20 protein-coding genes and 2 tRNA genes are annotated in these 26,388 nt (G+C 70.3%); 18 read left to right on the top strand and 4 right to left on the bottom strand.

Annotated elements, in window-relative coordinates; translation table 11 throughout:
* Positions 1-16: 16 nt before the first annotated feature.
* Both rpmA and cgtA read left to right on the top strand, forming a co-directional pair.
* Entirely contained in the window at positions 17-274 is a 258-nt protein-coding gene (gene rpmA / locus MBSD_RS14230) for a 50S ribosomal protein L27 (protein ID WP_062537952.1), read from the top strand.
* 192 nt (positions 275-466) lie between these two features.
* Positions 467-1,528 carry an Obg family GTPase CgtA gene (gene cgtA / locus MBSD_RS14225; protein ID WP_062537951.1) on the top strand — a complete coding sequence of 354 codons (1,062 nt, stop codon included), beginning with the start codon at positions 467-469 and terminating at the stop codon, positions 1,526-1,528.
* 80 nt (positions 1,529-1,608) lie between these two features.
* Here the strand turns inward: cgtA and rpsT are convergent, their stop codons facing one another.
* Positions 1,609-1,872, bottom strand: coding sequence for a 30S ribosomal protein S20 (gene rpsT / locus MBSD_RS14220; RefSeq protein ID WP_062537950.1), 264 nt, complete (start codon positions 1,870-1,872; stop codon positions 1,609-1,611).
* A gap of 112 nt (positions 1,873-1,984) precedes the next feature.
* On the opposite strand from rpsT, the gene murJ reads away from it, so the two are divergent.
* From murJ to MBSD_RS14155, 13 genes are all read left to right on the top strand, one after another.
* Entirely contained in the window at positions 1,985-3,583 is a 1,599-nt protein-coding gene (murJ, locus tag MBSD_RS14215) for a murein biosynthesis integral membrane protein MurJ (protein WP_187300717.1), read from the top strand.
* Positions 3,584-3,632: 49 nt separating this feature from the next.
* Complete coding sequence (locus MBSD_RS14210) at positions 3,633-4,589, top strand: bifunctional riboflavin kinase/FAD synthetase (RefSeq protein WP_062537948.1); 957 nt, start codon at positions 3,633-3,635, stop codon at positions 4,587-4,589.
* Positions 4,586-7,438, top strand: coding sequence for an isoleucine--tRNA ligase (gene ileS, locus MBSD_RS14205; protein ID WP_062537947.1), 2,853 nt, complete (start codon positions 4,586-4,588; stop codon positions 7,436-7,438). The genes MBSD_RS14210 and ileS overlap by 4 nt, the downstream gene beginning before the upstream one ends.
* A gap of 7 nt (positions 7,439-7,445) precedes the next feature.
* Positions 7,446-7,949, top strand: a complete 504-nt coding sequence (gene lspA, locus MBSD_RS14200) for a signal peptidase II (RefSeq protein WP_062537946.1) — start codon at positions 7,446-7,448, stop codon at positions 7,947-7,949.
* Between the two features lie 142 nt (positions 7,950-8,091).
* Complete coding sequence (gene ispH / locus MBSD_RS14195; RefSeq protein WP_062537967.1) at positions 8,092-9,033, top strand: 4-hydroxy-3-methylbut-2-enyl diphosphate reductase; 942 nt, start codon at positions 8,092-8,094, stop codon at positions 9,031-9,033.
* A gap of 47 nt (positions 9,034-9,080) precedes the next feature.
* Positions 9,081-9,156: transfer RNA gene (locus tag MBSD_RS14190), tRNA-Thr, on the top strand.
* A gap of 216 nt (positions 9,157-9,372) precedes the next feature.
* Positions 9,373-9,846 (top strand): type IV pilus modification protein PilV, encoded by a 474-nt coding sequence (gene pilV, locus MBSD_RS14185; protein ID WP_062537945.1) that lies wholly within the window; start codon positions 9,373-9,375, stop codon positions 9,844-9,846.
* Between the two features lie 10 nt (positions 9,847-9,856).
* Positions 9,857-10,990 (top strand): PilW family protein, encoded by a 1,134-nt coding sequence (locus tag MBSD_RS14180; protein ID WP_187300708.1) that lies wholly within the window; start codon positions 9,857-9,859, stop codon positions 10,988-10,990.
* Entirely contained in the window at positions 10,990-11,664 is a 675-nt protein-coding gene (locus MBSD_RS14175; protein ID WP_062537943.1) for a PilX N-terminal domain-containing pilus assembly protein, read from the top strand. Before MBSD_RS14180 ends, MBSD_RS14175 begins: the two co-directional genes overlap by 1 nt.
* Before the next feature lie 20 nt (positions 11,665-11,684).
* On the top strand, positions 11,685-17,258 hold the full coding sequence (locus tag MBSD_RS14170; protein ID WP_062537942.1) for a pilus assembly protein: 5,574 nt from the start codon (positions 11,685-11,687) through the stop codon (positions 17,256-17,258).
* 9 nt (positions 17,259-17,267) lie between these two features.
* The gene (locus tag MBSD_RS14165) at positions 17,268-17,678 is read left to right on the top strand and encodes a type IV pilin protein (RefSeq protein WP_062537941.1); all 411 of its coding nucleotides are present in this window, start codon (positions 17,268-17,270) and stop codon (positions 17,676-17,678) included.
* Positions 17,679-17,706: 28 nt separating this feature from the next.
* On the top strand, positions 17,707-18,087 hold the full coding sequence (locus tag MBSD_RS14160) for a DUF4124 domain-containing protein (protein WP_187300706.1): 381 nt from the start codon (positions 17,707-17,709) through the stop codon (positions 18,085-18,087).
* Positions 18,088-18,098: 11 nt separating this feature from the next.
* Positions 18,099-18,686 carry a GspH/FimT family pseudopilin gene (locus tag MBSD_RS14155; protein ID WP_187300704.1) on the top strand — a complete coding sequence of 196 codons (588 nt, stop codon included), beginning with the start codon at positions 18,099-18,101 and terminating at the stop codon, positions 18,684-18,686.
* A gap of 55 nt (positions 18,687-18,741) precedes the next feature.
* Here MBSD_RS14155 and MBSD_RS14150 read toward each other — a convergent pair.
* A tRNA-Val gene (locus MBSD_RS14150) sits at positions 18,742-18,816 on the bottom strand.
* Positions 18,817-19,116: 300 nt separating this feature from the next.
* Here MBSD_RS14150 and MBSD_RS14145 point away from each other — a divergent pair.
* Positions 19,117-19,446 (top strand): lipid-A-disaccharide synthase N-terminal domain-containing protein, encoded by a 330-nt coding sequence (locus tag MBSD_RS14145; protein ID WP_062537938.1) that lies wholly within the window; start codon positions 19,117-19,119, stop codon positions 19,444-19,446.
* Positions 19,447-19,453: 7 nt separating this feature from the next.
* On the opposite strand, the gene metH is transcribed toward MBSD_RS14145, so the two are convergent.
* Both metH and MBSD_RS14135 read right to left on the bottom strand, forming a co-directional pair.
* Complete coding sequence (gene metH / locus MBSD_RS14140; RefSeq protein ID WP_062537937.1) at positions 19,454-23,218, bottom strand: methionine synthase; 3,765 nt, start codon at positions 23,216-23,218, stop codon at positions 19,454-19,456.
* Positions 23,219-23,289: 71 nt separating this feature from the next.
* Positions 23,290-24,216 (bottom strand): ArsR/SmtB family transcription factor, encoded by a 927-nt coding sequence (locus tag MBSD_RS14135; RefSeq protein WP_062537936.1) that lies wholly within the window; start codon positions 24,214-24,216, stop codon positions 23,290-23,292.
* Between the two features lie 106 nt (positions 24,217-24,322).
* Between MBSD_RS14135 and MBSD_RS14130 the strand changes: the two genes are divergently transcribed.
* On the top strand, positions 24,323-25,102 hold the full coding sequence (locus MBSD_RS14130) for a carboxylesterase family protein (protein WP_062537935.1): 780 nt from the start codon (positions 24,323-24,325) through the stop codon (positions 25,100-25,102).
* A gap of 87 nt (positions 25,103-25,189) precedes the next feature.
* A complete protein-coding gene (locus MBSD_RS14125) occupies positions 25,190-26,353 on the top strand; it encodes an acyl-CoA dehydrogenase family protein (protein ID WP_062537934.1) in 1,164 nt (387 codons plus the stop codon).
* Positions 26,354-26,388: the final 35 nt, after the last annotated feature.

The raw sequence follows: 26,388 nt of genomic DNA, 5'->3' as shown, positions 1-26,388 counted from the left end.
CCGGAGGTAAGTAGCCATGGCACACAAAAAAGCTGGCGGCTCCACGCGTAACGGCCGCGATTCCAACCCGAAGTACCTGGGCATCAAGATCTACGGCGGCCAGAAGGTCGAGGCCGGCAACATCATCGTGCGTCAGCGCGGCACCCGGTTCCATCCGGGCGTCGGCGTCGGCTGCGGCCGCGACTACACGCTGTTCGCGCTGGTCGACGGCACGGTGGAGTTCACCACCAAGGGCCCGCAGAGCCGCCGCACCGTGAACGTCAAAGCGGGCTGAGCCCGTCCGCCACGTTTGCGACAGAGCCCCGCCATGCGCGGGGCTCTTCGTTTCGGCAGGTTCTCTTCGCGCGGCTTCCGTACCGTCATTTCGGCTTGCGCCGGAATGACGCCAGGTTGTTACGCTTTTCCCGAGTCCCGAGTCCCGAGTCCCGAGTCCCGAGTCCCGAGTCCCGCCTATATCCTGCCGCCCATGAAATTCGTCGACGAAGCCAACATCAAGGTCTGTGCCGGCGACGGCGGCAACGGCTGCGTCAGCTTCCGCCGCGAGAAGTTCATCCCGTTCGGCGGCCCCGACGGCGGCGACGGCGGGGCGGGCGGCAGCGTCTGGCTGGAAGCCGACGAGAACCTCAACACCCTGATCGACTTCCGCCACCAGCGCGTGTTCCGCGCCGAGCGCGGGCAGAACGGCATGGGCCGGCAGATGTCCGGCAAGGGCGGCGAGGACTGCGTGATCCGCGTGCCGGTCGGCACGGTGGTGATCAGCCTCGACACCGACGAGACCATCGGCGACCTGACCGCGCACGGTCAGCGCCTGCGGGTGGCGCAGGGCGGCCACGGCGGCCGCGGCAACGTCCACTTCAAGAGCTCGGTCAACCGCGCGCCGCGCCGCGCCACGCCGGGCACGCCCGGCGAGGTGCGCGAGCTGAAGCTGGAGCTGAAGCTGCTGGCCGACGTCGGCCTGCTCGGCTTTCCCAATGCCGGCAAGTCCACCTTCATCCGCGCGGTGTCCGCGGCGACACCGCGCGTCGCCGACTACCCGTTCACCACGCTGCATCCCAACCTCGGCGTGGTGCGCGTCGAGGCCGACAAGAGCTTCGTGATCGCCGACATCCCCGGCCTGATCGAGGGCGCGGCCGAAGGCGCCGGCCTGGGCGTGCAGTTCCTCAAGCACGTCTCGCGCACGCGCCTGCTGCTGCACCTGGTCGACATGGCGCCGCTGGACGGCGGCGATCCGGTCGGGCAGGTGCGCGCGATCGAGCGCGAGCTGGCGAAGTTCGACCCGGCGCTGCTGGCGCGCCCGCGCTGGTTGGTGCTGAACAAGGCCGACCTGCTGGCGCCCCAGGAGCGCGAGGCGATGGCGCGCGGGATCGTCGAGCGGCTGGGCTGGACCGCGCCCTGGTTCGTCGTCTCGGCGATCGCGCGCGAGGGCACCTGGGAGGTCTGCCTGCGCGTGCAGGCGTTCTTCGACGCGCTGAAGACCGCGGCGGCCGAAGCGGCCGCCGAGGCCGCGGCGCGCGGCGGGGCGGCCTGATGCCGGTCCGCGCGCGGGAGGTCGAGGCAACAAAAAAGCCGGCTCGCGCCGGCCTTTTTGCGTTCGCGCCGCGGTCGGGCTCAGCCCAGCGCGCGGATGTGCGCGGTCAGGCGGCTCTTGTGGCGCGAGGCCTTGTTCTTGTGGATCAGGCCGCGGCTGGCGTAGCGGTCCAGCACCGGTTCGGCGGCCTTGTAGGCGGCCTCGGCGGCGGCCTTGTCCTTCGCCTCCAGGGCCTTCACGACCTTCTTGATCGCCGAGCGCAGCATCGAACGCTGGCTGGCATTGCGCATGCGGCGCACTTCCGCCTGCCTCGCGCGCTTCTTCGCGGACTTGATGTTAGCCAAGGGAAAACTCCAAACGCCGGTGTCGGAAAAAGGCGCTAAGTATGCGGAAGAATCGCCACAGGGTCAACTACTTGGGGGGTGCGCCCCGGGGGCGGGCATGAGCCGGCCCAGCCTGCTGCGCGGGCTGTTGTCGTTCAGTTCGATGACCATGCTCTCGCGCGTGCTGGGTCTGGCGCGCGACGTGGCGATGAGCCACGTCTTCGGCGCCAACGCCGCGACCGACGCCTTCGTGGTGGCGTTCCGCATCCCCAACTTCATGCGCCGGCTGTTCGCGGAAGGTTCCTTCAGCACCGCCTTCGTGCCGGTGTTCACCGAGGTCAAGGAAACCCGCGACCACGCCGAGCTGAAGGAACTGACCGCGCGCGTCGCCGGCACCCTCGGCGGGGTGCTGCTGGTGGTCACGGCGCTCGGCCTGCTCTTCGCGCCGCAGGTGGCGTCGCTGTTCGCGCCCGGCGCGCTGGACGAGCCGCACAAGTTCGACCTGACCATCGAGCTGCTGCGGCTGACGTTTCCGTTCCTGCTGTTCGTCTCGCTGACGGCGCTGGCCGGCGGCGTGCTCAACAGCTTCCATCGTTTCGCCCTGCCGGCGCTGGCGCCGGTGATCCTCAACCTGTGCATGATCGCCGGCGCGCTGTGGCTGGCGCCGCGCCTGCAGGTGCCGATCCTGTCGATGGGCTGGGCGGTGCTGGTCGCCGGCGTCCTGCAGTTGCTGTTCCTGCTGCCGGCCGTGCGCGGGCTCGACCTGCTCGCGCTGCCGCGCTGGGGCTGGAACCATCCCGGCGTGCGCCGCATCCTGCGGCTGATGGTGCCGACCCTGTTCGGCTCCTCGATCGCCCAGCTCAACCTGCTGCTGGACACGATCCTGGTCACCTACCTCGTCACCGGCTCGCAGACCTGGCTGTACCAGGCCACGCGTTTCCTCGAGCTGCCGCTGGGCGTGTTCGGCGTCGCGCTCGGCACCGTGATCCTGCCTTCGCTGGCGCGGCACCACGTCGCCACCGACCGCGCCGGCTTCTCCGGCGCGCTGGACTGGGCGCTGCGCGTCACCCTGCTGATCGCGATGCCGGCGATGTTCGCGCTGATGCTGCTGGCGCAGCCGATCGTGGCGACGTTCTTCCAGAACGGCGAATACACGGCCTTCGATACGCGGATGACGGCGCTGGCGATCCTCGCGCTGGGCCTGGGCGTGCCGGCGATCGCGCTGGTGCGCACGCTGCTGCCGGCGTTCTACGCCCGGCAGGACACGAAGACGCCGGTGCGTGCGGGCGTGGTCGCCTTGGTCGCCAACATGCTGTTCAACTTCGCGCTGATCGCGTTGCTGTTCGTGCTGTGGGCGCCGCCCGAACTGAAGCGCCTGCCGTGGCTGGCGGGCGTCGCCCGGCAGCCGGGGCTGCACGTCGGGCTGGCGTTCGCGAGCTCGCTGTCGAGCTGGCTCAATTTCCTGCAGTTGTGGCACTACCTCGAGCGCGCCGGGGTGTACCGGCGCCAGCCCGGCTGGACGCGGCACTGGCTGCGCCTGGGGCTCGCCTGCGCGGCCATGGTCGCGGTGCTGGCCGCGGGGCTCTGGCTCTGGCCGTGGGCGCAATGGACGGAGGTGCGGGTGGCGACGCGCGCGTGGCGGCTGGCGGCGCTGGTGGCCGCGGGCGGCGCGGTCTATGTCGGCGCGCTGTTCGCCGCCGGTTTCCGTCTGCGCGACCTGCGCGCGCACTGAAGCGCGCCGCGGCCATGATGCACCGCAGCGCAACCGCTATACTCGCGGCATGGTGAAGGTTTTCCGGGATGTCGCGGGGCCGTGCCTGGCCCCCGGCGGCAGCGTCGTCGCCGTGGGCGCGTTCGACGGGCTGCATCGCGGCCACCGCGCGCTGCTCGCGCGCGTGCGCGAGCGCGCCGCGGCGCGCTCGCTGGTTCCCGTGACGGTCAGCTTCGAGCCGCTGCCGCGGCAGTTCTTCGCGCGCGGCGAGCCGCTGCCGCGCCTGTCCTCGCTGCGCGAGAAGCTGCTCGGCTTCGCCGAGGCCGGCATCGAGGCGACGCTGCTGCTGCGCTTCGACGCCGCCCTGGCGGCGATGCCCGCGGAGACCTTCGTGCGCGAGGTGCTGGCCGCGCGGCTGGGCGCGCGCGAGATCTGGGTGGGCGAGGATTTCCGCTTCGGTCACCGGCGCGGCGGCGATCTGGCCATGCTGCAGCGCCTCGGCGGCGCGCTCGGCTTCGAGGCGCACGCGCTGCCGCCGGTGTCGGCCGACGGCGAGCGCGTGTCCGCCTCGCGCATCCGCGCGCTGCTGGCCGCGGGCGAATTCGCGTCGGCGGCGCGCCTGCTGGGCCGGCCGTTCGCGATCGGCGGGCGCGTGGTGCGCGGCGAACGGCTCGGCCGCAAGCTCGGCTATCCCACCGCCAACCTGCGCCTCGGCCGGCGCGTCGCGCCGGTCGGCGGCATCTTCGCGGTGCGCGTGCGCGGCATCGGCGACGCCCCGTGGCCGGGCGTGGCCAGCCTCGGCGTGCGCCCGACGGTGGACGGCCGCGAGCCGCTGCTCGAGGCGCACCTGTTCGATTACGACGGCGACCTCTATGGCCGCCGCATCGAGGTGGAGTTCGTCGCCAAGCTGCGCGAGGAGGCGAAGTTCCCCGACCTGGACGCGCTCAAGCGCCAGATGGATCGCGACGCCGCCGAGGCGCGCCGCCTGCTGGGCGGCGCGCGCGCGGCCGCCGGAGCCCGAACGTGAGCATCGACTACAAGCACACCATCAACCTGCCCGCCACCGATTTCCCCATGCGCGGCGACCTGCCCAAGCGCGAGCCCGGCTGGCTGGCGGAATGGGAGCGGGCCGGACGCTACGCGCAGATCCAGCAGCGCACCGCCGCGCGCGACAAGGTGTTCGTCCTGCACGACGGCCCGCCGTACGCCAACGGCGCGATCCACATCGGCCACGCGGTCAACAAGATCCTCAAGGACATGGTGGTGCGCTCGAAGCTGCTGGCCGGCTACCGCGCGCCCTACGTGCCGGGTTGGGACTGCCACGGTCTGCCGATCGAGATCGCCGTCGAGAAGCAGTTCGGCAAGGTCGGCCACGGCCAGAGCGTGGACGCGCGCACGTTCCGGCAGAAGTGCCGCGAGTACGCCGCGCAGCAGATCGACCTGCAGCGCGCCGACTTCAAGCGCCTCGGCGTGCTCGGCGACTGGGAAAACCCCTACCGCACCATGGACTTCGCCTACGAGGCGAACATGCTGCGCGCGCTGGCGAAGATCTACGCCAACGGCCACGTCACGCGCGGCTTCAAGCCGGTGCACTGGTGCTTCGACTGCGGCTCGGCGCTGGCCGAGGCGGAGATCGAATACCAGGACAAGACCTCGCCGGCGATCGACGTGGCTTTCGACGCGGTCGATCCGCGTGTGCTGGCCGCCAAGTTCGGCGTGGACGCCGGCGACGCCATCGTCGCCGTGCCGATCTGGACCACCACGCCGTGGACGCTGCCGGCCAACCTCGCGGTCGCGGTACACGGCCATTTCGAGTACGTGCTGGTCGAGGGCCCGCAACGCGCGGGCCGTCGCGTGCTGCTGGTGCTGGCCGAGCCGCTGGCGGCGGCCGCGCTGAAGCGCTACGGCGTCGACGCGGTGCGGGTGCTCGGCCGCGCGCACGGCGCGACGCTGGAACATGTGCGGCTGCGCCATCCGTTCCATGCGCGCGAAGTGCCGCTGATCCTCGGCGAGCACGTCACCGCCGACGCCGGCACCGGCGCCGTGCACACCGCGCCGGGCCACGGCCAGGAGGACTACGCGGTCGGCCAGCGCTATGGCCTCGGCGTGCTGAACCCCGTCGACGGACGCGGCGTGTACCTGCCCGGCACCGAACGGTTCGCCGGCCAGCACATCTGGAAGGCCGACGACGCCATCGTCGAGCTGCTGCGCGAGCGCGGCGTGTTGCTGGCGGCGGCGAAGCTGACGCACAGCTACCCGCACTGCTGGCGGCACAAGACGCCGGTGGCGTTCCGCGCCACCCCGCAGTGGTTCATCGGCATGGAGCAGGCCGGCCTGCGCGCGACCGCGCTGGACGCGATCGAGCGCGTGCGCTGGGTGCCGGCGTGGGGCGAGGAGCGCATCGCCGGCATGATCGAGGGCCGTCCGGACTGGTGCATCTCGCGCCAGCGCACCTGGGGCGTGCCGATCGCGCTGTTCGTCGAGCGCGCCGGCGGCGAGCCGCATCCGCGCACCGTCGAGCTGCTGGAGCAGGTCGCGCGGCGGGTGGAGCAGGGCGGCATCGACGCCTGGTACGAGCTGGACGCGCGCGAGCTGCTGGGCGCGGAGGCCGAGCGCTACGAGAAGGTCGAGGACGTGCTCGACGTCTGGTTCGACTCCGGCGTCACCCACGCCTGCGTGATCGGCGCGCGGCCCGAGCTGCAGGCGAACGGCGCGGCCGAATACAAGGTGATGTACCTCGAAGGCTCCGACCAGCACCGCGGCTGGTTCCAGTCCTCGCTGCTGACCTCGTCGGCGATGCACGGCCGCGCGCCGTACGACCACGTGCTCACCCACGGCTTCACCGTGGACGCGCAGGGCCGCAAGATGTCGAAGTCGGTCGGCAACGTGGTCGCGCCGCAGAAGGTGATGGACACGCTCGGCGCCGACATCCTGCGCCTGTGGGTGGCCGCGACCGACTACCGCAACGAGATGTCGGTGTCCGACGAGATCCTGAAGCGCGTCGCCGACAGTTACCGGCGCATCCGCAACACCGCGCGCTTCCTGCTCGGCAACCTCGACGGCTTCGATCCCGGGCGCCACCTGCTGCCGGTGGACCAGTGCCTGCTGCTGGACCAGTGGGCGGTGCAGCAGGCCCACGACGCGCAGCAGGCGATCGTCGCCGCCTACGAGCGCTACGACTTCCCGGAGATCGTGCAGCGCGTGCAGAACTTCTGCACCAACGAGATGGGCGCGCTGTACCTCGACATCACCAAGGACCGCCTCTACACCATGCCGACCGACAGCCGCGGCCGGCGCAGCGCGCAGAGCGCGATGTACCGCATCCTCGAGGCGATGGTGCGCTGGCTGGCGCCGATCCTGGCGTTCACCAGCGAGGAGATCTGGCGGCACATGCCGGGCGCGCGCGGCGAGTCGGTGCTGTTCGAGACCTGGTACGCCGGCCTGCAGGCGACGCAGGGCACGCCCGAGCAGCGCCGTTTCTGGGCCGACCTGCTGGCGTTGCGCGAGGGCGCCTCGAAGGTGCTGGAGGAGATGCGCAAGGCCGGCACGCTGGGCGCGTCGCTGGAAGCCGAGGTCGTCGTCCACGCCGATGCCGCGCTGCGCGCGCGCTATGCGGAGGTCGGCGACGAGCTGCGCTTTTTCTTCATCACTTCAGGTTTGGCGCTGGCCGATGCCGCGACCAGGCCCGCCGACGCCGCGCGCGTGGCGCTGGCGGACGGCGAGGCGTGGGTGACCGCCGCCGCCAGCGGCGCCGCGAAGTGCGTGCGCTGCTGGCACCATCGCGCCGACGTCGGCGCGCACGCGGACCATCCGGAACTGTGCGGCCGCTGCGTCGAGAACGTCGTCGGCGCCGGCGAGGATCGCCGCTACTTCTGAGACGCGCATGACCCCGACCTCCAAACCCAACGCGCTGTCCTGGCTGTGGCTGTCCGCCGCGGTGATCGCGCTCGACCAGGCGACCAAGCAGTGGGTGCTGGCCGCGCTGGAGCCGTACATGCCGCACGCGGTGATCCCCGGGCTGCTGAACTGGACGCTGGCGTTCAACACCGGCGCGGCCTTCAGCTTCCTCGCCGACGCCGCCGGCTGGCAGCGCTGGTTTTTCGTGGCGCTGGCGGTGCTGGTCAGCGGGGTGCTGGCGGTGTGGCTGGCGCGCACCGGTCGGCGCGACTGGCGCACCGCGCTGCCGCTGGCGCTGGTGGTGGGCGGCGCGCTCGGCAACCTGATCGACCGGCTGCGCCTCGGCCACGTGGTCGATTTCGTCCAGGTCTACTGGCGGCAGTGGGCGTTTCCGGCGTTCAACGTGGCCGATTCGGCGATCAGCGTCGGCGCGGTGCTGCTGATCGCGTTCGGCCTGTTCGGTGGGAAAGCGACGCAGGCTGGGCGATAATGCCCCGTCGCCGGATCCGCGGCGTACCGCCCTGCAGCAGCGACCGTGGCCGCGGCGCATGGCGCAGACCCGCAAGCGCGGTCGCGACCATGGCCGCTTTGCGGGGGCATGATCCGGATCGCTTGTGTTCCTCGAGGCGCCGATGGAAGTCCTGCTCGCCAATCCCCGCGGTTTCTGCGCCGGCGTCGACCGCGCCATCGCCATCGTCGAGCGCGCGCTGGAATCCTACGGCGCGCCGATCTACGTGCGCCACGAGGTGGTGCACAACCGCTACGTGGTCGACGGCCTGCGCGCACGCGGCGCGGTGTTCGTCGACGAGCTGCACGAGGTGCCGGACGGCGCCACCGTGATCTTCAGCGCCCACGGCGTCTCGCAGGCCGTGCGCGAGGAAGCTGCGCGGCGCGGCCTCAAGGTGTTCGACGCCACCTGCCCGCTGGTCACCAAGGTGCACATGGAGGTGGCAAGGCTCGGCCGCGCCGGCCGCGACGTGGTGCTGATCGGTCACGCCGGCCATCCCGAGGTCGAGGGCACGATGGGGCAGTGGGACGCTTCGAACGAAGGCGCCATCCATCTGGTCGAGACCGTGGCCGACGTCGCCGGGCTGGCGCCGCGGCGCGCGGATGCGCTGGCCTACGTCACCCAGACCACGCTGTCGGTGGACGATACCAAGGCGATCATCGAGGCGCTGCGCGCGCGCTTCCCCGGCATCGAGGGCCCGCGCAAGGACGACATCTGCTACGCCACGCAGAACCGCCAGAACGCCGTGCGCCAGCTCGCCAGCCAGGTCGGCCTGGTGCTGGTGGTGGGCTCGCGCAACAGCTCCAATTCCAACCGCCTGCGCGAACTGGCGGAGAAGCAGGGCGTGCCGGCCTATCTGATCGACGGCCCCGACTGCATCCGCCGCGAATGGCTGGAGGGCGTCACCAGCATCGGCCTGACCGCCGGCGCCTCCGCGCCCGAGCAGCTGGTCAAGCAGGTGCTGGCGCGTCTGCGCGAGTGGGGCGCGACCGGCGTGCGCGAGCTGTACGGCGAGAGCGAGGACGTCACCTTCGCCCTGCCGAAGGAGCTGCGGCTGGCCGGCTGATCGGCTTGCGCGGCGCGGCGCCGCCTTCTAGAATTTCGCGTTCTTCAGCCGGAATAGCTCAGCTGGTAGAGCGGCGCATTCGTAATGCGTAGGTCGGGGGTTCGAATCCCTTTTCCGGCACCAGATCCCGCGCTCCGCTCCGGCCATCGGACGGGCGCCCGCGCGAGGCCCGGCCCTGCCGGGCCTCGCGCGTTTCGCGGGGCGCGTGAACCGCGTCACACGGCGCGGCCGGACGCATGCCGCTCGTCGGGGAAATCGCGCCGGCGATCCGTCCGGCGCTGGCCGGCGCCCGGGCGCCGACTATGCTGAAGGCGGGGAAGACCATCGGGGGTCCCGTCGATGATGCATTTCGGTTCGGCGCGCGCCGCGCGGGGCGTGTCCCTGCTCGAGGTCATGGTCGCGATCGTCGTCTTCAGCCTCGGCCTGCTCGGGCTGGCGCTGATGCAGATCAAGGGCGCGCAGTTCGGCAAGGAGGCGGGCTCGCGCACGCACGCGATCATGCAGGCGCGCAGCATCGCCGACGCCATGCGCGCCAATCCGGTCGGCGTCAGCCACGGCGCCTACGTGACCGCCGCCGCGACGCCGCCCACGGCGCTGGTCAGCTGCGCCAGCAACTGCACGCCCGACCAGGTGGCGGCGAACGACGTGTACTCGTGGCTGCAGCGGCTGCAGACGGAGTCCGCCGGCGCCGGCGGCACGATCGCGGGGCCGTCCAGCGTCACCGGCGCCTACACGGTCACGGTGACCTGGTCCGGCCAGAGCGCGACCGGCACCAACGCCAGCGACACCTACAGTTTCGACTACCTGCCGTGAGGTGCGCGCCGTGAGCCGTCAATCCCGCATCCGCCGCGCGCCGCGCCAGCGCGGCTTTTCGCTGATCGAGCTGATGGTCGCGATGGTGCTCGGCCTGATCGTCGTGGCCGGCCTGATCAACGTCCTGCTCGCCAACCGCAAGGCCTTCCACCTGCAGGAGAGCGGCAACTACACGCAGCAGAACATGCGCTTCGCCAGCGGCGCCATCGGCTACTCGCTGCGCGAGGCGGGCTTCTGGGGCGGCAACCGCGCCGGCAACGTGACGTTCACCAGCCAGGCGAACACCGCCACCTTCAGCAGCCGCAGCGGCTGCGATTCGAGCTGGGTGCGCGACGTCACCAACGAGATCTACGGCTACGTCGGCGGCAGCTCCTTCCCGCTGGCCGGTTGCGTGCCCAACAGCAACTACATCAAGGGCTCCGACGTGGTGGTGGTGCGCTATTCCGGCCCCGACGGCATCAACCCGGCGGCGGCCTCCACCATCGCGGCGACGCCCGTCGCGGCGTTCGTGGTATCCGCGGTCGGCCAGCAGGCGGCGATGTTCAAGAACGGCGAGACCGTGCCGACGACGCCCGCGGCCAGCGCGATCGGCCGCTACGTCTATCCCTACCACGTCGAGATGTACTACCTGCAGCCTTGCAGCGATGCCGGCGCCGACGGCATCTGCGGCACCGCCGACGACGGCGACGCCGCGGAGCCGGTGCCCACGCTGATGCGTCTGCGCCTCGGCAGCTCCGGTCTCGTCGCCGAGCCGGTGGTCGAGGGCATCGAGCAGCTGAAGGTCGAGTACGGGGTGATGGATCCCGCCAACCCCAACCAGATCGTGCCGGTGCGCTACCTGTCCGCCGCGGCGGTGACCTCCGGCAACCTGTGGCCGCAGGTGATCGCGGTCAAGCTCGGCCTGGTGGCGGTGGGGCAGACGCCGGATCAGGGCGTCGGCTACTCGGGCACGTTCGCGCTGACGCCCGATCTCGCGACCGGCGACGCCAACGCCTGCACCTACTCGGTCACGCCGACCAGCGTCGACACCAGCAAGTGCGTCGGCTTCACGCCGTATTCGCGCGGCAGCTTCACCGCCGGCAAGTTCGTGCGCACGGCCTTCGTGCAGACCGTGCAGATCCGCAACCGCATCAGGAACAAGTGATGAGCAGCAACGTGACCACCGCGCGTCGCCAACGAGGCGTCGCCCTGTTCGTGGGACTGGTGTTCCTGGTCGTGCTGTCCGTGGTCGCGGTGATCGCGATGCAGGGCACGCTGCTGGAAATGCGCATGGTCAACAACGTCGCCAGCAGCGAGCACGCCTTCGAAACATCGGAGACGATGCGCACCGCGCTGACCACGTCCGGATCGACCTCGATCTTCGAGGAGCACATCTTCAACCGCGGCTGGCCGGCGTCCTGGAGCGGCGACATTCCCGACGACAATTTCGATTTCGACCCGAGCAAGGCGCCCTGGAACGCGTTCGAGCGCGGCCTCACCCGCGACAGCAACGGCCATCCCGAGCTGCTCTACGGCAGCCTGCAGGCGGGCGAGGACCTGTACGCGCCGAACACCTGGAAGACCGACGTGATGCTGTGCCTGCCGCCCGTCGGCAACAGCTGCAACGGCTATCCGACCGCCGCGCTGGCCGTGGTGCCCGACGGCACCGTGCTCTCCGAGGGCAGCGGCGGCGCGCAGGCGGCGGGCTACCGCGGCATCGGCAGCGGCGCCGCCGGCGGCGGCGCTTCCAAGTTCTTCGAAGTGATGAGCGTCGCCACCGCGGCCGGCAACGGCCGCGCGGTCACCATCAGCCAGTACCGCATCGCGGTACGCAACTGAATCCCGGCAGGAGCGTCGACATGCTGACCCGGACCTTTTCCCCCAAGGGCTTCGCCGCCGGCCTGGCGGCGGTACTGGCCGCCCTGCCGATGCTGGCGGCGCCGCCCGTTTCCGCCGCGCAGATCTCCGACAAGACGATGGGCGATTTCACCGCCTATCCGGTGATCAACACCAGCGCCGTGCCGCCGTTGACGATGTTCGTGATGTCGCGCGACGAGCAGCTCTACATCAAGGCCTATACCGACTACACGGACCTCGACGGCGACGGCATCGTCGACACCACCTACAACAACAACTTCAACTATTCCGGCTATTTCGACCCCAACGTCTGCTACACCTACGACACCACGATCAGCGTCAACAGCCAGTCCGGCGCCTTCACCGCCTCCGGCGCGGCGACCAACCACCAGTGCAGCGGCCAGTGGAGCGGCAACTTCCTCAACTGGGCGGCGATGAGCCGCATCGACGTGCTGCGCTACGTGCTGTATGGCGGCTATCGCGCCGTCGACTCCACCACCCAGACCGTGCTGGAACGCTCGTTCATCCCCAGCGACCTGCACGCGTGGGTGAAGGTCTACAACAACGCCGACGTCAATCTGTACACGCCGTACAGCACCTATCCGATCTCGATGTGCAACGTGTCGATCGCCGACAGCACGACGACGTTGTCCAACAACAGCCCGCCGTTGCTGCGCGTGGCCAAGGGCGCCTACACCGAGTGGGGCTCGACGGCGCGCGAGCAGTGCCTGTGGCGCGAGACCATCACGGCCAAGTGGAGCGGCGCCGACATCAATCCGGGCGACTACGCCTCGCGCAGCAACGACAAGCTCGACGAGCTGAACGTGCGCGTGCAGGTGTGCAACGCCAGCGGCACGCGCGAATCGTTCTGCCAGGCCTACGTCGACGGCAGCGGCGTCACCCACTACAAGCCGGTCGGCCTGCTGCAGAAGTACGGCGAGAAGCAGCAGATGCGCTTCGGCCTGATCTCCGGCAGCTACTCGGCGCCGCGCACCGGCGGCATCCTGCGCCGCAACATCAATTTCATCGCCAACAACGGCGGCGACGCCACCTGCGCGAACAGCAAGAACGAAATCAACCTGCAGACCGGCCAGTTCTGCAACCAGAGTTCCGGCAACGAGGGCATCGTCAACACCCTCAACCGTTTCCACATCGTCGGCTGGGACGCCAACAGCGACGTCTACACCGACTGCCCCACCTACGGCATCCTGCAGCGCGACGTGCAGGGCGCCAACGGCCACCTGCTCGACCCCGACGGCTCCGGCGGCTACACGACCGCCTACAAGTGCAAGGACTCCGGCAATCCGCTGGCCGAGATGTACGCCGAGGCGCTGCGCTACATCGTCGGCAACGGCGCCACGCCGACCAGCAGCTACAACCCCAGCGAATCGTCGCTGAGCGACCTGTCCAACCGGCCGGCGACGGTGCCGTCGATGACCGGCCTGCCGAACGCGACCTGGAAGGATCCGTACAAGACCGCCAGCAACCCCGACGGCGCGCCGTACTGCGCCAACTGCAACATCGTGGTGCTCACCACCGGCCTCAACTCGTTCGACTCCGACGGCATCGGTACGGTGCCGAACCTGAACCTGCAGGCCGACGCCGCCACCACCCTGGTCGGCAACAACGAGCAGCTCAATACCAAGACCAGCACGGGCGCGCCGCCGCAGTGGCTGCTGGGCCGCGTCGGCCCGCTGACCAGCACGACCTACCAGGACACCTGCCTGCCGCAGACGGTGACCGACCTGGCGCAGGCGCACGGCATCTGCCCAGACATCCCCTCGCTGGAAGGCGGCTACCAGCTCGCCGGCCTGGCCTACGAGGCCTGGACCAGCGACCTCCGCCCGGACCTGAGCGGCACGCAGAAGGTGCAGACCTACGCCATCGCCTTGGCGGAGACCCTGCCGACGTTCCAGATCCCGGTTTCCACCGGCGGCGGCAACTACGACCTGATCACCATCACGCCGGCCTGCCAGGCCAACAACAACGGCGGCGCCACGCTGGGCAGCACCACCGGCTGGCGCAGCTGCTATCTCGGCAACCTGGTGATCGGTCAGAAGGTGTCCACGACGCTGTCGCAGAGCGACTGGCTGAAGATCGTCAACAACCAGTCGCCCAGCAGTCCCGGCACCTGCGATGCCACGACCACCAACAAGTCGACCAGTTGCCGGGTGTTCGGCCTGCCGACGACGTCCGATTCGCACGGCCCGACCTCGGGCAGCTTCGAGATCGTCTGGGAGGACTCGCAGTGGGGCAACGACCACGACCAGGACGTCACCGAGCTGCTGAGCTTCTGCCGCGGCGCCATGTGCCGCTATGACGGCAACAACGACGGCACGCCCGACATCTGCGAGGGCACGCCGTCCAACGCCTGCAACGCCAGCAACATCCAGGACAGCCAGATCCTGGTGCGCACCGAGGCGCTGGTCGCCTTCGCGGGCAACGCCCTGCAGATCGGCTACACCACCGCTGGCGCGTTCAACGCCGGCAACGGCCAGGCCGCCAGCGGCGCCAAGTTCACCGTGCTGCGGCCGGGCAACACCAACGGCAGCCTGCTGTTCGGCAGCTACGGCGGCGCGCGCAACTGGACGCCGCCGTCGGTGGAGAAGTACACCACCGGCCCGGCCGAGCAGCGTGCGCTGGAGAACCCGCTGTTCTTCGCCGCCAAGTACGGCGGCTTCAACGACAAGGACGGCAACAACCTGCCCACCTACAGCGATCCGTCGGAGTGGGACATCACCAACAACTTCACCGGCCAGAAGGGCGCCGACGGCATCCCGGACAACTACTTCCTGGTGCGCAATCCGGCGCAGTTGTACGCGCGCCTGTCGCAGGTGTTCGACTCCATCCTCAAGCGCGCCGGTTCCGGTACCGCCGCGGCCGTGGTGTCGAACAGCGCGCGCGGCATCGGCCTGACCTACCAGGCCCTGTACCTGCCCGAGCGCAAGGACGCGGCCGGCCGCGTCGTCAGCTGGATCGGCTCGCTGAACGGCATCTGGACGGACACCTTCGGCCTGCTGCGCGAGGACGGCAACGCCAACGCCGTGCTCGACGACTACGACACCGATCCGGCGATCGCGTTCTTCTACGACACCGTCGATCGGCGCACCAAGTTCAAGCGCTTCACCCTGACGGCGTCCGAGCAGCAGGATCCGTCGACCTTCAATCCGGAGACCTCGCCGAACTACACGGTGCACGAGCTGGACGAACTGCGCACGGTGTGGAGCGCGCAGAAGCAGCTGTGGAGCAACAGCAGCACCTTCGCCGGCCAGCGCAGCACCTACCAGGCGGGCATTACCGGCACCGGCCCCAGCCGCTACATCTTCACCTGGATCGACGCCAACCATAACGGCGTGGTCGACAGCGGCGAGCAGCAGCCGTTCGTGTGGAGCGGCGCCACGGCCGGCCCCGGCTTCTGGGGCAGCAAGACGACCACCAAGACCGGCAAGACGACCACCACGACCTATACCGGCAACTTCGAGTTCCTCAACACCGACGATCCGGGCGACGGCACCAGCGGCGAGGCCGAAAACATCGTCAACTGGATCCGCGGCTACGAAGTGTCGGGTCTGCGTTCGCGCGTGATCGACTACGACGACAACGGCACGCTGCGCACCATGCGCCTCGGCGACATCGTGAACTCGACGCCGGTGGTGGTGAGCGCACCCTCGGAGGCTTTCGACCTGCTGTACGGCGACGACACCTACGGCGCGTTCCGCAACGCCTACCGCAACCGCCGCCAGGTGGTCTACGTGGGCGCCAACGACGGCATGCTGCACGCCTTCAACGGCGGGTTCTTCAACGCGCGGCAGCAGAAGATCGGAACCCAGCCGCCGAAGGACGCGAACGGCAATTTCGTCCCCGTGCAGCCGACGCCCAACGGAGGGCCGCAGCCCGCCGATCCGACCGCCCAGCCGCTCGGCAGCGAGCTGTGGGCGTACGTGCCGGGCAACCTGCTGCCGCACCTGCGCTGGCTGACCCGCACCGACTACACCCACGTGTTCTACGTGGACGGCAACCCGGTGGTCACCGACGCCCGCGTGTTCGACACCGGCTCGTGCACGCCCACGGACGATCCCTGCGTCGACAGCGCCGGCCACGTCGACGGCTGGGGCACGATCATGATCGTGCCGTTCCGCCTGGGCGGCGGCCCCATCAACCAGCCGGTGGCCGACAACGGCTCCAGCGGCTGCGACCCGACCAATCCGGTGATCGGCACCGGCAAGTGCGTCACCAAGGCCTCGTACTCGGGCTTCGCGGTGCTGGACATCACCAACCCCGAGAAGGCGCCGACGCTGCTGGCGGAGATCATGGCGCCGGGCAACACCTACGCGGCGTCCATGCCGGCGATCGCGGTGGTGCATCCGACGGTGCAGCAGGGCCAGATCATCACCGGCGGCACTTCCGGCGGCAGCGTCGGCAAGTTCTTCCTGTTCGTCGGCTCGGGCCCGACCGACAACGGCGGCATCGGCAGCCAGGGCGGGCGCGCGGCGTCCACCGTGGGCATGAAGGTGGCCGTGTACGACCTCGCCACCCTGGCCGGTGCCAGCCACTCGATCACGCCGGTGCGCACCTTCGACTTCACCGACGTCGGCGCCACCGGCCTCGGCCAGAAGAGCTTCGCCGGCGACCTGCTGGCCTCCGACTACGATCTGAACTACGCGGCGGAGTCGATGTACTTCGGCAGCGTGCGCGATCAGCGCCCGGCCGGCAACACCGACGCCAACGAGTTCTCCGGTTCGCTGTACAAGATCGGCATCAACGAGGACGCCAATCCGGCGAACTGGACCGCGAACCTGGTCTACAACGTCGACCGGCCGATCACCGCGCACCCGACCATCGGCCGCAACAACCGCGGCGCGCCGATGGTGTTCTTCGGCACCGGCCGCATCTTCACCAAGTACGACATGGCGACCAAGGGCCAGCAGAAGATCGTCGGGCTGATCGACACCTCGCTGCTGCCGAACGCCGACGTGCAGCACAAGGCGCTGCCGCTGGCGACCAGCGACCTGGTCGACGTCACCAGCCTCAACGTCACCACTGCGGGCGCGTTGACCGGCAGCGGCATACCCACCGGCGTGTCCACCTTCAGCCAGCTGCTGAACAGCTTCGACACCGCCTCGCAACTGGGCTGGTTCATGAATCTGGCCGCACCGTCCCCGGCCACGCCCACCACCGCGCCGGACGGCACGACGGTCGGCGCGGCCGAACGCGTGATCGCCAGCCAGGCGCTGATCGGCGGCGTGCTGCTGACCACCACCTACGTTCCGGGCACCGACACCTGCACGGACGTGGGCAGCGGCTTCCTGTACGGGCAGAACTACAAGACCGGCACCGCCGATCCCACGCTGCAGGCGACCTTCGGCACCGCCAGCGACGGCACGGTGAAGCGCGCGATCGCCCTCGGCGCCGGCCTGCCGGCGGCCCCCAGCCTGCACGTCGGCGAGGGTACCGGCGCTCGCGAGGTGACCGCCTGCGTGCAGACCTCGACCGGCGCGATCATCTGCAAGAAGATCCTGACGCTGCAGTCGGTGCAGCCGGGCGAGGTCTCCTGGCGCGAAATGACGGACAAGTAAGGGGGAAGCATGCGAACCACGCGCGGTTTTTCGCTGATCGAGCTGATGGTGGTGGTGGCGATCATCGTCATCCTCGGCGCGATCGCCATTCCGTCCTACCGGCAGTACGCGCTGCGTGCGCACCGCACGGACGCCAAGCGCACGCTGATGGACGCCGCGCAGCGCCAGGAGCGGTATTTCTATTCCAACAACCGCTATGCGGCGACGGCGGCCTCGATCGGCCTGTCCAGCAGCTCGGCCGGCAGCTACTACACGTTCGGCATCGTCAGCGCCAGCACCACCGCGTACGCGCTGCAGGCGACGCCGGTCGGCGCGCAGACGCAGGACACGCAGTGCGGCACGCTGGGCCTCGACAGCGCCGGCCGGCGCACCGTCAGCGGCACTTCCGCATCCACGCCGGACGACTGCTGGGGCAAGTGACGTGAACGTCCGTCGGTGGCTCCCGCTCGTGCTGCTGGCCGTGGCCGCGACCGCCGCCGGCGGCGACTACTACAAGTGGACCGATGCCAGCGGCACGGTGCACTACACGCAACGGCCGCCGCAGGGCCGCCCCAGCCAGCGCGTCAGCGTCGATGCCGGCAGCGGCATCGCCCCGCCGCCCGAGGCGACGCGGCCCGCGGACCAGGGCAGGTCGCTGCGCGAGGCCGATGCCCGCTACCGCGAGCAGGCGTGCGCGACGGCGCGCGAGAACCTGCGTCTGCTCGAAAGCGGGCAGCGCATGATCGTCAGCGGCGGCGTCGACGAGGGCACCAAGCTGAGCGCCGAGCAGCGCGCCAAGGCACTCGCCGATGCGCGCGCCCGGATCGCCGAGACCTGCGACAAGCCATGAGGACGAGCGAGATGCGGACGAGACGCCACGCCGGTTTCAGCCTGGTCGAGCTGATGGTGACGATCTTCGTGCTGGCGATCCTGGCCGGCATCGCGCTGCCGAACTTTCGCGACTTCATGCGCCGCAACGCGGTGACCACGGCGACCAACCATCTGCTCGCCGACATCCAGTTCGCGCGCGGCGAGGCGATCGCGCAGCACATGCAGGTGACGATGTGCGGCAGCACCAACGGCACCGCCTGCACCAGCTCGACGCCGTTCGACGCCGGCTGGGTGGTGCTGTGCAACGCGCCCGCCGGCGCGTCCACGGTGGCGGGCACGGCCCTGTCGCTGGGGCCGACCTGCCCGACCGCGAACACGGTCATGCGCGTCGGCCAGGCCGCCGCCGGCATGACGATGCGCGGCGCGACGTCGTTGACGTTCCTGCCGACCGGCGGGCTCGACAGCGGCAGCGTCGCCACCGTGCGCGTGTGCGCCAAGGCCAGCGACGGCGACAGCGTCGGCAGCAACACGGCGAAGGTGCCGGGCAGCCTGCTCAGGGTGGATTCGTCGGGCCGGCCGTACGCATCGGCCATGGCGGCCACCGACACCTGCAACTGAGCACGGCGCGAAACGCGAAAGGCCGGGTCGATGCCCGGCCTTTCGTTTGCGTGACTGGTGGGCGGTACAGGGTTCGAACCTGTGACCCCTGCCGTGTGAAAGCAGTGCTCTACCGCTGAGCTAACCGCCCGAAAGAGCGCGGAATTCTAGGAGCTGCGCGGGGTGCGGTCAATACCTGCGGCCGCGCAGCCGCGGTATGGTCCGGATCCCTGCCGTTCGCGCCGGACGCAGCTCGCAGAGCGCGCGCAGCCGCAACGCGATCGCCCTTCGGCTTCGGCCCTGCGCGCCCGCGCTCGGGGGGCGGACCGGTTTTCAAACCCGGCCCTTGCCGGCCGCGCCGGAGGGCTGCCCGTCGCGGCGCGCGCGATCCGGCCGGCGTTGCGGCGGGCGGTTGCTACAATCCGCCGCTTGCCCCTCGCGGAACACTCCCATGGACCAGATCCTGCTCGAGCTCGGCCATCTCGTGGTCACGCCGTGGAAGCTGATCGGCTACATCGGCACCTTCCTGTTCACGGCGCGCTGGTTCGTGCAGCTGTACGCGACCAAGAAGCTGAAGCGCGTGGTGATGCCGATGTCGTTCTGGTACCTGTCGATCGTCGGCAGCGTGATGACGCTGGGCTACTTCATCTGGGGCAAGAACGACTCCGTCGGCATCATCCAGAACGCCTTCCCGATGTTCGTGTCGCTGTACAACGTCGTCGTGCACCTGCGCCACCATCGTCCCGAGGTGGTGCGCCCGGGCGGTCCCGAGGAAAGCTGAGGCGCGTTCACTCGGGGTCGTAGTCCAGCCAGGAGGCCAGCCAGCGCTCGGCCTCGGCGAGCGTCCAGCCCTTGCGCTTCGCGTAGTCCTCCACCTGTTCCTTGCCGAGGCGGCCGACCACGAAGTACTGGCTGTCGGGGTGGGCGAAATACCAACCCGAAACCGAAGCGGCGGGATACATCGCGCAGCCCTCGGTCAGCTCGACGCCGGCGTTGCGGGTGGCGTCGAGCAGGCGGAACAGCGTGCGCTTCTCGGTGTGCTCGGGGCAGGCCGGATAGCCGGGGGCGGGGCGGATGCCGCGGTAGCGCTCGGCGATCAGCGCCTCGTTGTCCAGCGCCTCGTCCGGTGCGTAGCCCCAGAATTCGGTGCGCACGCGCTGGTGCATGCGCTCGGCGAACGCTTCGGCGAGGCGGTCGGCCAGCGCCTTCAGCAGGATCGCCGAGTAGTCGTCGTGCTCGCGCTGGAAGCGTTCGAGATGCGCCTCGATGCCGAGGCCGGCGGTGACGGCGAAGCCGCCGATCCAGTCGCCGACGCCGCTGTCCTTCGGCGCGACGAAGTCGGCCAGGCAGAAGTCCGGGCGCTCGGCCGGCTTCTCCGCCTGCTGGCGCAGGAAGTGGGCGACGGCGAGCCGCTCGCGGCGCGCCGGGTCGGCGTAGATCTCGACGTCGTCGCCGACGCCGTTGGCCGGCCAGAAACCGATCACCGCGCGCGCGGTCAACCAGCGCTCCTCGACGATGCGCGCCAGCAGCGCCTGCGCGTCGCGGTACAGCTCGCGCGCCTGCGCGCCCACCACGGCGTCGTCGAGGATCGCCGGGAAATGGCCGGCCAGTTCCCAGGCGTTGAAGAACGGGCTCCAGTCGATGTAGCGCACGAGTTCGGCGAGATCGTAGCTGTCGAACACCGTGAGCCCAGGTTTGCGCGGCGCAGGCGGCGCATAGGCGCGCCAGTCGCAGGCGTAGCGTTGCGCGCGCGCCTGCGCCAGCGGCACCAGCCGTTTGCCGGCGCCGCGGTTGCGGTGGCGCTCGCGCACCTCGGCGTAGTCGGCGCGGATGCCGGCGACGAACGCCTCGGCCTGCTCCTTGCTGACCAGCGTCTGCGCCACGCCGACCGCGCGCGAGGCGTCCTTCACCCACACCGTGGGCGCCTTGTAGTGCGGCTCGATCTTCAGCGCCGTGTGCGCGCGCGAGGTGGTGGCGCCGCCGATCAGCAGCGGCACCTCGAAACCTTGGCGCTGCATCTCGCGGGCGACATGGCCCATCTCCTCCAGCGACGGCGTGATCAGGCCGGACAGGCCGATCATGTCGGCGTTCTCGGCGCGCGCGGTGTCGAGGATCTTCTGCGCCGGCACCATCACGCCGAGGTCGATCACCTCGAAGTTGTTGCAGCGGAGCACCACGCCGACGATGTTCTTGCCGATGTCGTGGACGTCGCCCTTGACGGTGGCGACGACGATCTTGCCGTTCGACTTCATGGTGTCGCCGCTGCGCGCCTTCTCCGCCTCGATGAACGGGATCAGGTGCGCCACCGCCTTCTTCATCACCCGCGCCGATTTCACCACCTGCGGCAGGAACATCTTGCCGGCGCCGAACAGGTCGCCGACGACGTTCATGCCGTCCATCAGCGGCCCCTCGATCACGTCGAGCGGACGCGCGCTCTGCCGGCGCGCCTCCTCGGTGTCCTCGACCACGTACTGGTCGATGCCGTGCACCAGCGCGTGCGTCAGCCGTTCCGCCACCGGCTTCCTGCGCCATTCCTCCTCCCGGCTCCCGGCTCCCTGCCCCCTGCCTCCCTGCCGGTAGCGCTCGGCGATCTCCAGCAGGCGCTCGGTGGCGTCGGCGCGGCGGTTCAGCACCACGTCCTCGACCGCCTCGCGCAGCTCCGCGGGCAGCTCGTCGTAGATCGCCAGCGCGCCGGCGTTGACGATGCCCATGTCCATGCCGGCGCGGATGGCGTGGTAGAGGAACACGGAGTGGATCGCCTCGCGCACGGCGTTGTTGCCGCGGAACGAGAACGACACGTTGGAGACGCCGCCGGAGACGTGGGCGAGCGGGAATTCGCGCTTGAGCCGGCGGGCCGCCTCGATGAACGCCACCGCGTAGCCGTCGTGTTCCTCGATGCCGGTGGCGATGGCGAAGATGTTGGGGTCGAAGACGATGTCCTCGGGCGGCAGTCCGACCCGTTCGGTCAGCAGCGCGTACGAGCGCCGGCAGATCGCCACCTTGCGCTCCACGGTGTCGGCCTGGCCCTGCTCGTCGAAGGCCATCACCACCACCGCGGCGCCGTAGCGGCGCAGCTTGCGCGCCTGCTCGAGGAACGGCCCTTCGCCTTCCTTCAGCGAGATCGAGTTGACCACGGCCTTGCCCTGCACGCACTTCAGGCCGGCCTCGATCACGCTCCACTTGGAGGAGTCGATCATCACCGGCACGCGGGCGATGTCCGGCTCGCCGGCGATCAGGCGCAGGAAGCGCGTCATCGCCTGCTCGGCGTCGAGCAGGCCCTCGTCCATGTTGATGTCGATGATCTGCGCGCCGCTGGCGACCTGCTGGCGCGCCACCTCCAGCGCCTCGTCATAGCGGTCTTCCTTGATCAACTTCCTGAACTGCGCGGAGCCGGTGACGTTGGTGCGTTCGCCGACGTTGACGAAGTTGGTCTCGGGCGTGATCACGAACGGCTCCAGGCCGGCCAGGCGGCAGTGCGGCTCGAGCGTCGGCACCGCGCGCGGCGGCAGCGCCGCCACCGCCCGCGCGATCGCGGCGATGTGCGCCGGCGTGGTGCCGCAACAGCCGCCGACCACGTTGACCAGGCCGGAGGCGGCGAACTCGCCCAGCGTCGCCGCCATCGCTTCCGGCGTCTCGTCGTATTCGCCGAACGCGTTGGGCAGTCCGGCGTTCGGGTGCGTGCTGACGTAGGTGTCGGCGACCTGCGCCAGCGCATCGACGTACTGGCGCAGCTCGGCGGCGCCGAGCGCGCAGTTCAGGCCGACGGTCAGCGGACGCGCGTGCCGCACCGAGTACCAGAACGCCTCCGCGGTCTGGCCGGACAGGGTGCGCCCGGAACGGTCGGTGATGGTGCCGGAGATCATCACCGGCACGCGCGCGCCGAGCTCCTCGAACAGCGTGTCCAGCGCGTACAGCGCGGCCTTGGCGTTCAGCGTGTCGAAGATGGTTTCGACCATCAGCGCGTCGGCGCCGCCCTCGACCAGGGCGCGGGCGGCCTCGAGGTAGGCGGCGACCAGTGTGTCGAAATCGATGTTGCGGAAGTCCGGGCGATTGACGTCCGGACTGATCGACGCGGTGCGGTTGGTGGGGCCGAGCACGCCGACGGCGAAGCGCGGACGATCGGGCGTGCGCGCGCTCATCGCCTCGCAGGCCGCGCGCGCCAGGCGCGCGCCCTCGCGGTTCAGTTCCGGCACCAGGTGCTCGAGCCGGTAGTCGGCCTGGCTGATGCGCGTCGCGTTGAAGGTGTTGGTCTCGATCAGGTCCGCGCCGGCTTCGAGATAGGCGTCGTGCACCGCGCGGATCAGTTCCGGGCGGGTCAGCGTCAGCAGGTCGTTGTTGCCCTTCAGGTCGCAGCCGCAGCCGGCGCCGTGCGCATGCGGCACGGCGCCGTCGCAGCCTTCCGCGAAGCGCTCGCCGCGGTAGCCCGCCTCGTCCAGCCGGTGCGCCTGCAGCATGGTGCCCATCGCGCCGTCCAGCACGAGGATGCGGCGGGCCAGCGCGTCCTGCAGCTTGACGGTGCGCTCAGGTTGGAGCCAGGGGAGGGCGGTGGTCATCGGTCGAGCGATAGGGGTGGAAGCGAGAAGGGGGCGAGGCGAAATGGCACGGTGCGCGCTTCCGCGCGCTTCTATGTCTTCCGCGCCAGCAGCGACAGCACCTCGAAATGCGGCGGCCGCCGTTCGCGCGAGACGCGGGTGCAGCTCAGCACCTCCAGGCCGGCGCGGCGCGCGTAGGCGGTGAGGTCCTCGCGGCGGAAGCCGAGGTTGCGGTGGTCGAACGGCGCGACCGCGGCCTTGTGCGCGTGCCGCGCCAGCGTCGCCGCCAGCAGGCGGCCGCCGGGCTTCAGCACGCGCGCGGCCTCGGCGACGGCCTGCGCGGGATGGTCGCTGTAGGTCAGCGCGTGCATCATCAGCACGAGGTCGAAGCGCCGGGCGCCGAGGTCGAGCGCGTGCATGTCGCCGCGGATCACCTCGACGTTGCGCTGCGCCTTCAGGCGCTCGCGCGCGGCCTCGACCACGCGCTCGCCGGAGTCCACGCAGACGATCGAGCGCGCGTGCGGCGCCAGCAGCTCGGCCAGCACGCCGTCGCCGGAGGCGACGTCGAGCACGTCGCCGGTTTCGAGCAACTGCAGCAGCGTGCGCGCCAGCGTCTCCCAGGTGCGGCCGGGCGAGTAGTGGCGTTCCATGTCGCCGGCCACGGTGTCGGCCCAGCCGGAGGCGCGGGCGCGCTGCGCCAGCACGGCAGGCAGGCGCGCGGCGTCGTCGGCCAGCAGGGCGTCGTCGACGCTGGCCTCCAGCGCGCGCAGCAGACTTTCCTCGCGGGCGTCGAGATCGGCGTTGAAGCGGTAGTAGGCGGACACGCCGGCGCGGCGGTCGCGCACCAGGCCGGCCTCCTTCAGCTTGGCGAGGTGGGTGGAGACGCGCGGCTGCGCCAGGTGCAGCACCTCCGCCAGTTCGGCGACGGTCAGCTCCTCGCGCTGCAGCAGGGCGAGCAGGCGCACGCGGGTGGGATCGGAAAGCAGGCGCAGCAGGGACGATACCGCGGCCAGGTCCATGCTTTCATCCTTCCATCACGATAGAAAGATATAAGCCTAGGGGCGCCTGCGCGCAGCGTCAAGACGCGCGGTATGCTGCGCGCTTTTGCCGACTGCGACGACGCCGATGCGAAGCCTGCTGCTCGCGCTGATCCTGCTGCTGATGCCCGCCGCGCGCGCCGCGACCGCGGCGCCGGCGGTCGGCGCGGACGACTTCCTGCGCGCGCGCGCGCCCGGCGGGCTGCCGTACCGCCTGTACGTGCCGCCGTTCGCGCCGGCGGGCGCGCGCCTGCCGCTGATCGTGTTCCTGCACGGCGCCGGCCAGAACGGCGACGACAACGAGGCGCAGATCGCCTACGGCGCCAACGGCGCGCTGCAGCTCCTGGACGAAGCGGTGCGCCGGTGCATCCCGGTACTGTTCGCCGCGCCGCAGAATCCGGTCGACTACTGGAAGCCCGCCGACGTGATGGCGGTGATCGCGGACATCGAGGCGCGCTGGCCGGTGGACCGGCGGCGCATCTACCTCACGGGGCTGTCGTCGGGCGGCACCGGCGTATGGGACCTGCTGAAGGCGTATCCCGACCGCTTCGCCGCGGCGGTGCCGATGTCGGGCATGACCGAACTGGCCGGACTGGCGTCGATCGTCGACGTGCCGGAGTGGGTGTTCCACGCCGCCGACGACAACGACACCGACGTCGAGACCGGCTACGGCGGCGCGATGGTCGGCTCGCGCGCGGTGGTGCGCGCGCTGCGCGCCGCCGGCGGCCATCCGCGCTACACCGAGTACGCGCACGGCCCGCAGCCGGCGACGCACGTGATCTGGCCGCGCGCCTACGCCACGCCCGGCCTGCTCGACTGGATGCTGCACCAGCGCCTGCCGGCGCCGCCGGCGGGGAAAAGCCGCTAAAATAGTCCGGTTCAACGCGCCTTCGTCGCGTTCGCGGACACCCTTCAGGCAGCGATTGCCGCCAGCAGCGCGGCGCAGGAGTCACGCATGGATTTCCGCTTCACCGAAGATCAGCTCTCGATCCAGGCCGTCGCCCGCGATTTCGCGCAGAAGCGCATCGCCCCGGTCGCCGCCGAATTCGACCGCAGCGGCGAGTTCCCGCTGGAGAACATCCGCGAGATGGGCCAGCTCGGCCTGATGGGCATCGAGGTGCCGACCGAGTACGGCGGCGCCGGCATGGACCCGATCAGCTACGTGCTGGCGATGATCGAGATCGCCGCGGCCGACGCCGCGCATTCGACCATCATGTCGGTCAACAATTCGCTGTTCTGCAACGGCATCCTCAAGCACGGCACCGAGGCGCAGAAGCAGAAGTACGTGCGCGCGATCGCCTCCGGCGAGGCGATCGGCGCCTATGCGCTGACCGAGCCGCAATCCGGCTCCGACGCCTCGGCGATGCACACCCGCGCGGTGAAGAGCGCCGACGGCAGCCACTACGTGATCAACGGCAAGAAGAGCTGGATCACCTCCGGCCCGGTGGCGCGCTATGCGGTGCTGTTCGCCATCACCAAGCCGGGCGTCGGCGCCAAGGGCGTCAGCGCCTTCATCATCGACACCGAGAAGGAAGGCTTCCATCGCGGCAAGACCGAGCCCAAGCTCGGCATCCGCGCCTCGGCCACCTGCGAGATCGAGTTCGCCGACTACAAGTGTCCGGCCGAGAACCTGCTGGGCGCCGAGGGCGAGGGTTTCAAGATCGCGATGGGCGTGCTGGACGCCGGCCGCATCGGCATCGCCTCGCAGGCGATCGGCATCGCGCGCGCGGCCTACGAGGCCGCGCTGGCGTGGGTGCGCGAGCGCAAGGCGTTCGGCCAGCCTATCGGCAGTTTCCAGATGACCCAGGCCAAGATCGCCGACATGAAGTGCCGGCTCGACGCCGCCACGCTGCTGACGCTGCGCGCGGCCTTCGCCAAGGCCGAGGCCGAGAAGCATGGCGGCCGCTTCGGCACCGAGGCCTCGATCGCCAAGCTCTACGCCTCGGAGACGGCGATGTTCGTCGCCCACCAGGCGCTGCAGATCCACGGCGGCATGGGCTACTCGAAGGAGATGCCGCTGGAGCGCTACTTCCGCGACGCCAAGATCACCGAGATCTACGAGGGCACCAGCGAGATCCAGCGCATCGTGATCGCGCGCAACGAGACCGGGCTGCGTTGAGTCTCCGCGCAGGGCGGATCCGCGCGCAGCCGCGG

This window comes from Mizugakiibacter sediminis, from assembly GCF_000953855.2.
Classification (GTDB): domain Bacteria; phylum Pseudomonadota; class Gammaproteobacteria; order Xanthomonadales; family Rhodanobacteraceae; genus Mizugakiibacter; species Mizugakiibacter sediminis.
The sequence above is the reverse complement of the archived record's forward strand: the minus strand, read 5'-3'. Positions and strand labels throughout refer to the sequence as shown.

Bases quoted from the DNA above. Each gene is read 5' to 3' on its own strand.
- rpmA (WP_062537952.1), top strand. From the start codon at position 17: ATGGCACACAAAAAAGCTGGCGGCTCCACGCGTAACGGCCGCGATTCC.
- cgtA (WP_062537951.1), top strand. From the start codon at position 467: ATGAAATTCGTCGACGAAGCCAACATCAAGGTCTGTGCCGGCGACGGC.
- MBSD_RS14210 (WP_062537948.1), top strand. From the start codon at position 3,633: ATGGTGAAGGTTTTCCGGGATGTCGCGGGGCCGTGCCTGGCCCCCGGC.
- lspA (WP_062537946.1), top strand. From the start codon at position 7,446: ATGACCCCGACCTCCAAACCCAACGCGCTGTCCTGGCTGTGGCTGTCC.
- ispH (WP_062537967.1), top strand. From the start codon at position 8,092: ATGGAAGTCCTGCTCGCCAATCCCCGCGGTTTCTGCGCCGGCGTCGAC.
- pilV (WP_062537945.1), top strand. From the start codon at position 9,373: ATGATGCATTTCGGTTCGGCGCGCGCCGCGCGGGGCGTGTCCCTGCTC.
- MBSD_RS14175 (WP_062537943.1), top strand. From the start codon at position 10,990: ATGAGCAGCAACGTGACCACCGCGCGTCGCCAACGAGGCGTCGCCCTG.
- MBSD_RS14170 (WP_062537942.1), top strand. From the start codon at position 11,685: ATGCTGACCCGGACCTTTTCCCCCAAGGGCTTCGCCGCCGGCCTGGCG.
- MBSD_RS14165 (WP_062537941.1), top strand. From the start codon at position 17,268: ATGCGAACCACGCGCGGTTTTTCGCTGATCGAGCTGATGGTGGTGGTG.
- MBSD_RS14155 (WP_187300704.1), top strand. From the start codon at position 18,099: ATGCGGACGAGACGCCACGCCGGTTTCAGCCTGGTCGAGCTGATGGTG.
- MBSD_RS14145 (WP_062537938.1), top strand. From the start codon at position 19,117: ATGGACCAGATCCTGCTCGAGCTCGGCCATCTCGTGGTCACGCCGTGG.
- metH (WP_062537937.1), bottom strand. From the start codon at position 23,218: ATGACCACCGCCCTCCCCTGGCTCCAACCTGAGCGCACCGTCAAGCTG.
- MBSD_RS14135 (WP_062537936.1), bottom strand. From the start codon at position 24,216: ATGGACCTGGCCGCGGTATCGTCCCTGCTGCGCCTGCTTTCCGATCCC.
- MBSD_RS14130 (WP_062537935.1), top strand. From the start codon at position 24,323: ATGCGAAGCCTGCTGCTCGCGCTGATCCTGCTGCTGATGCCCGCCGCG.
- MBSD_RS14125 (WP_062537934.1), top strand. From the start codon at position 25,190: ATGGATTTCCGCTTCACCGAAGATCAGCTCTCGATCCAGGCCGTCGCC.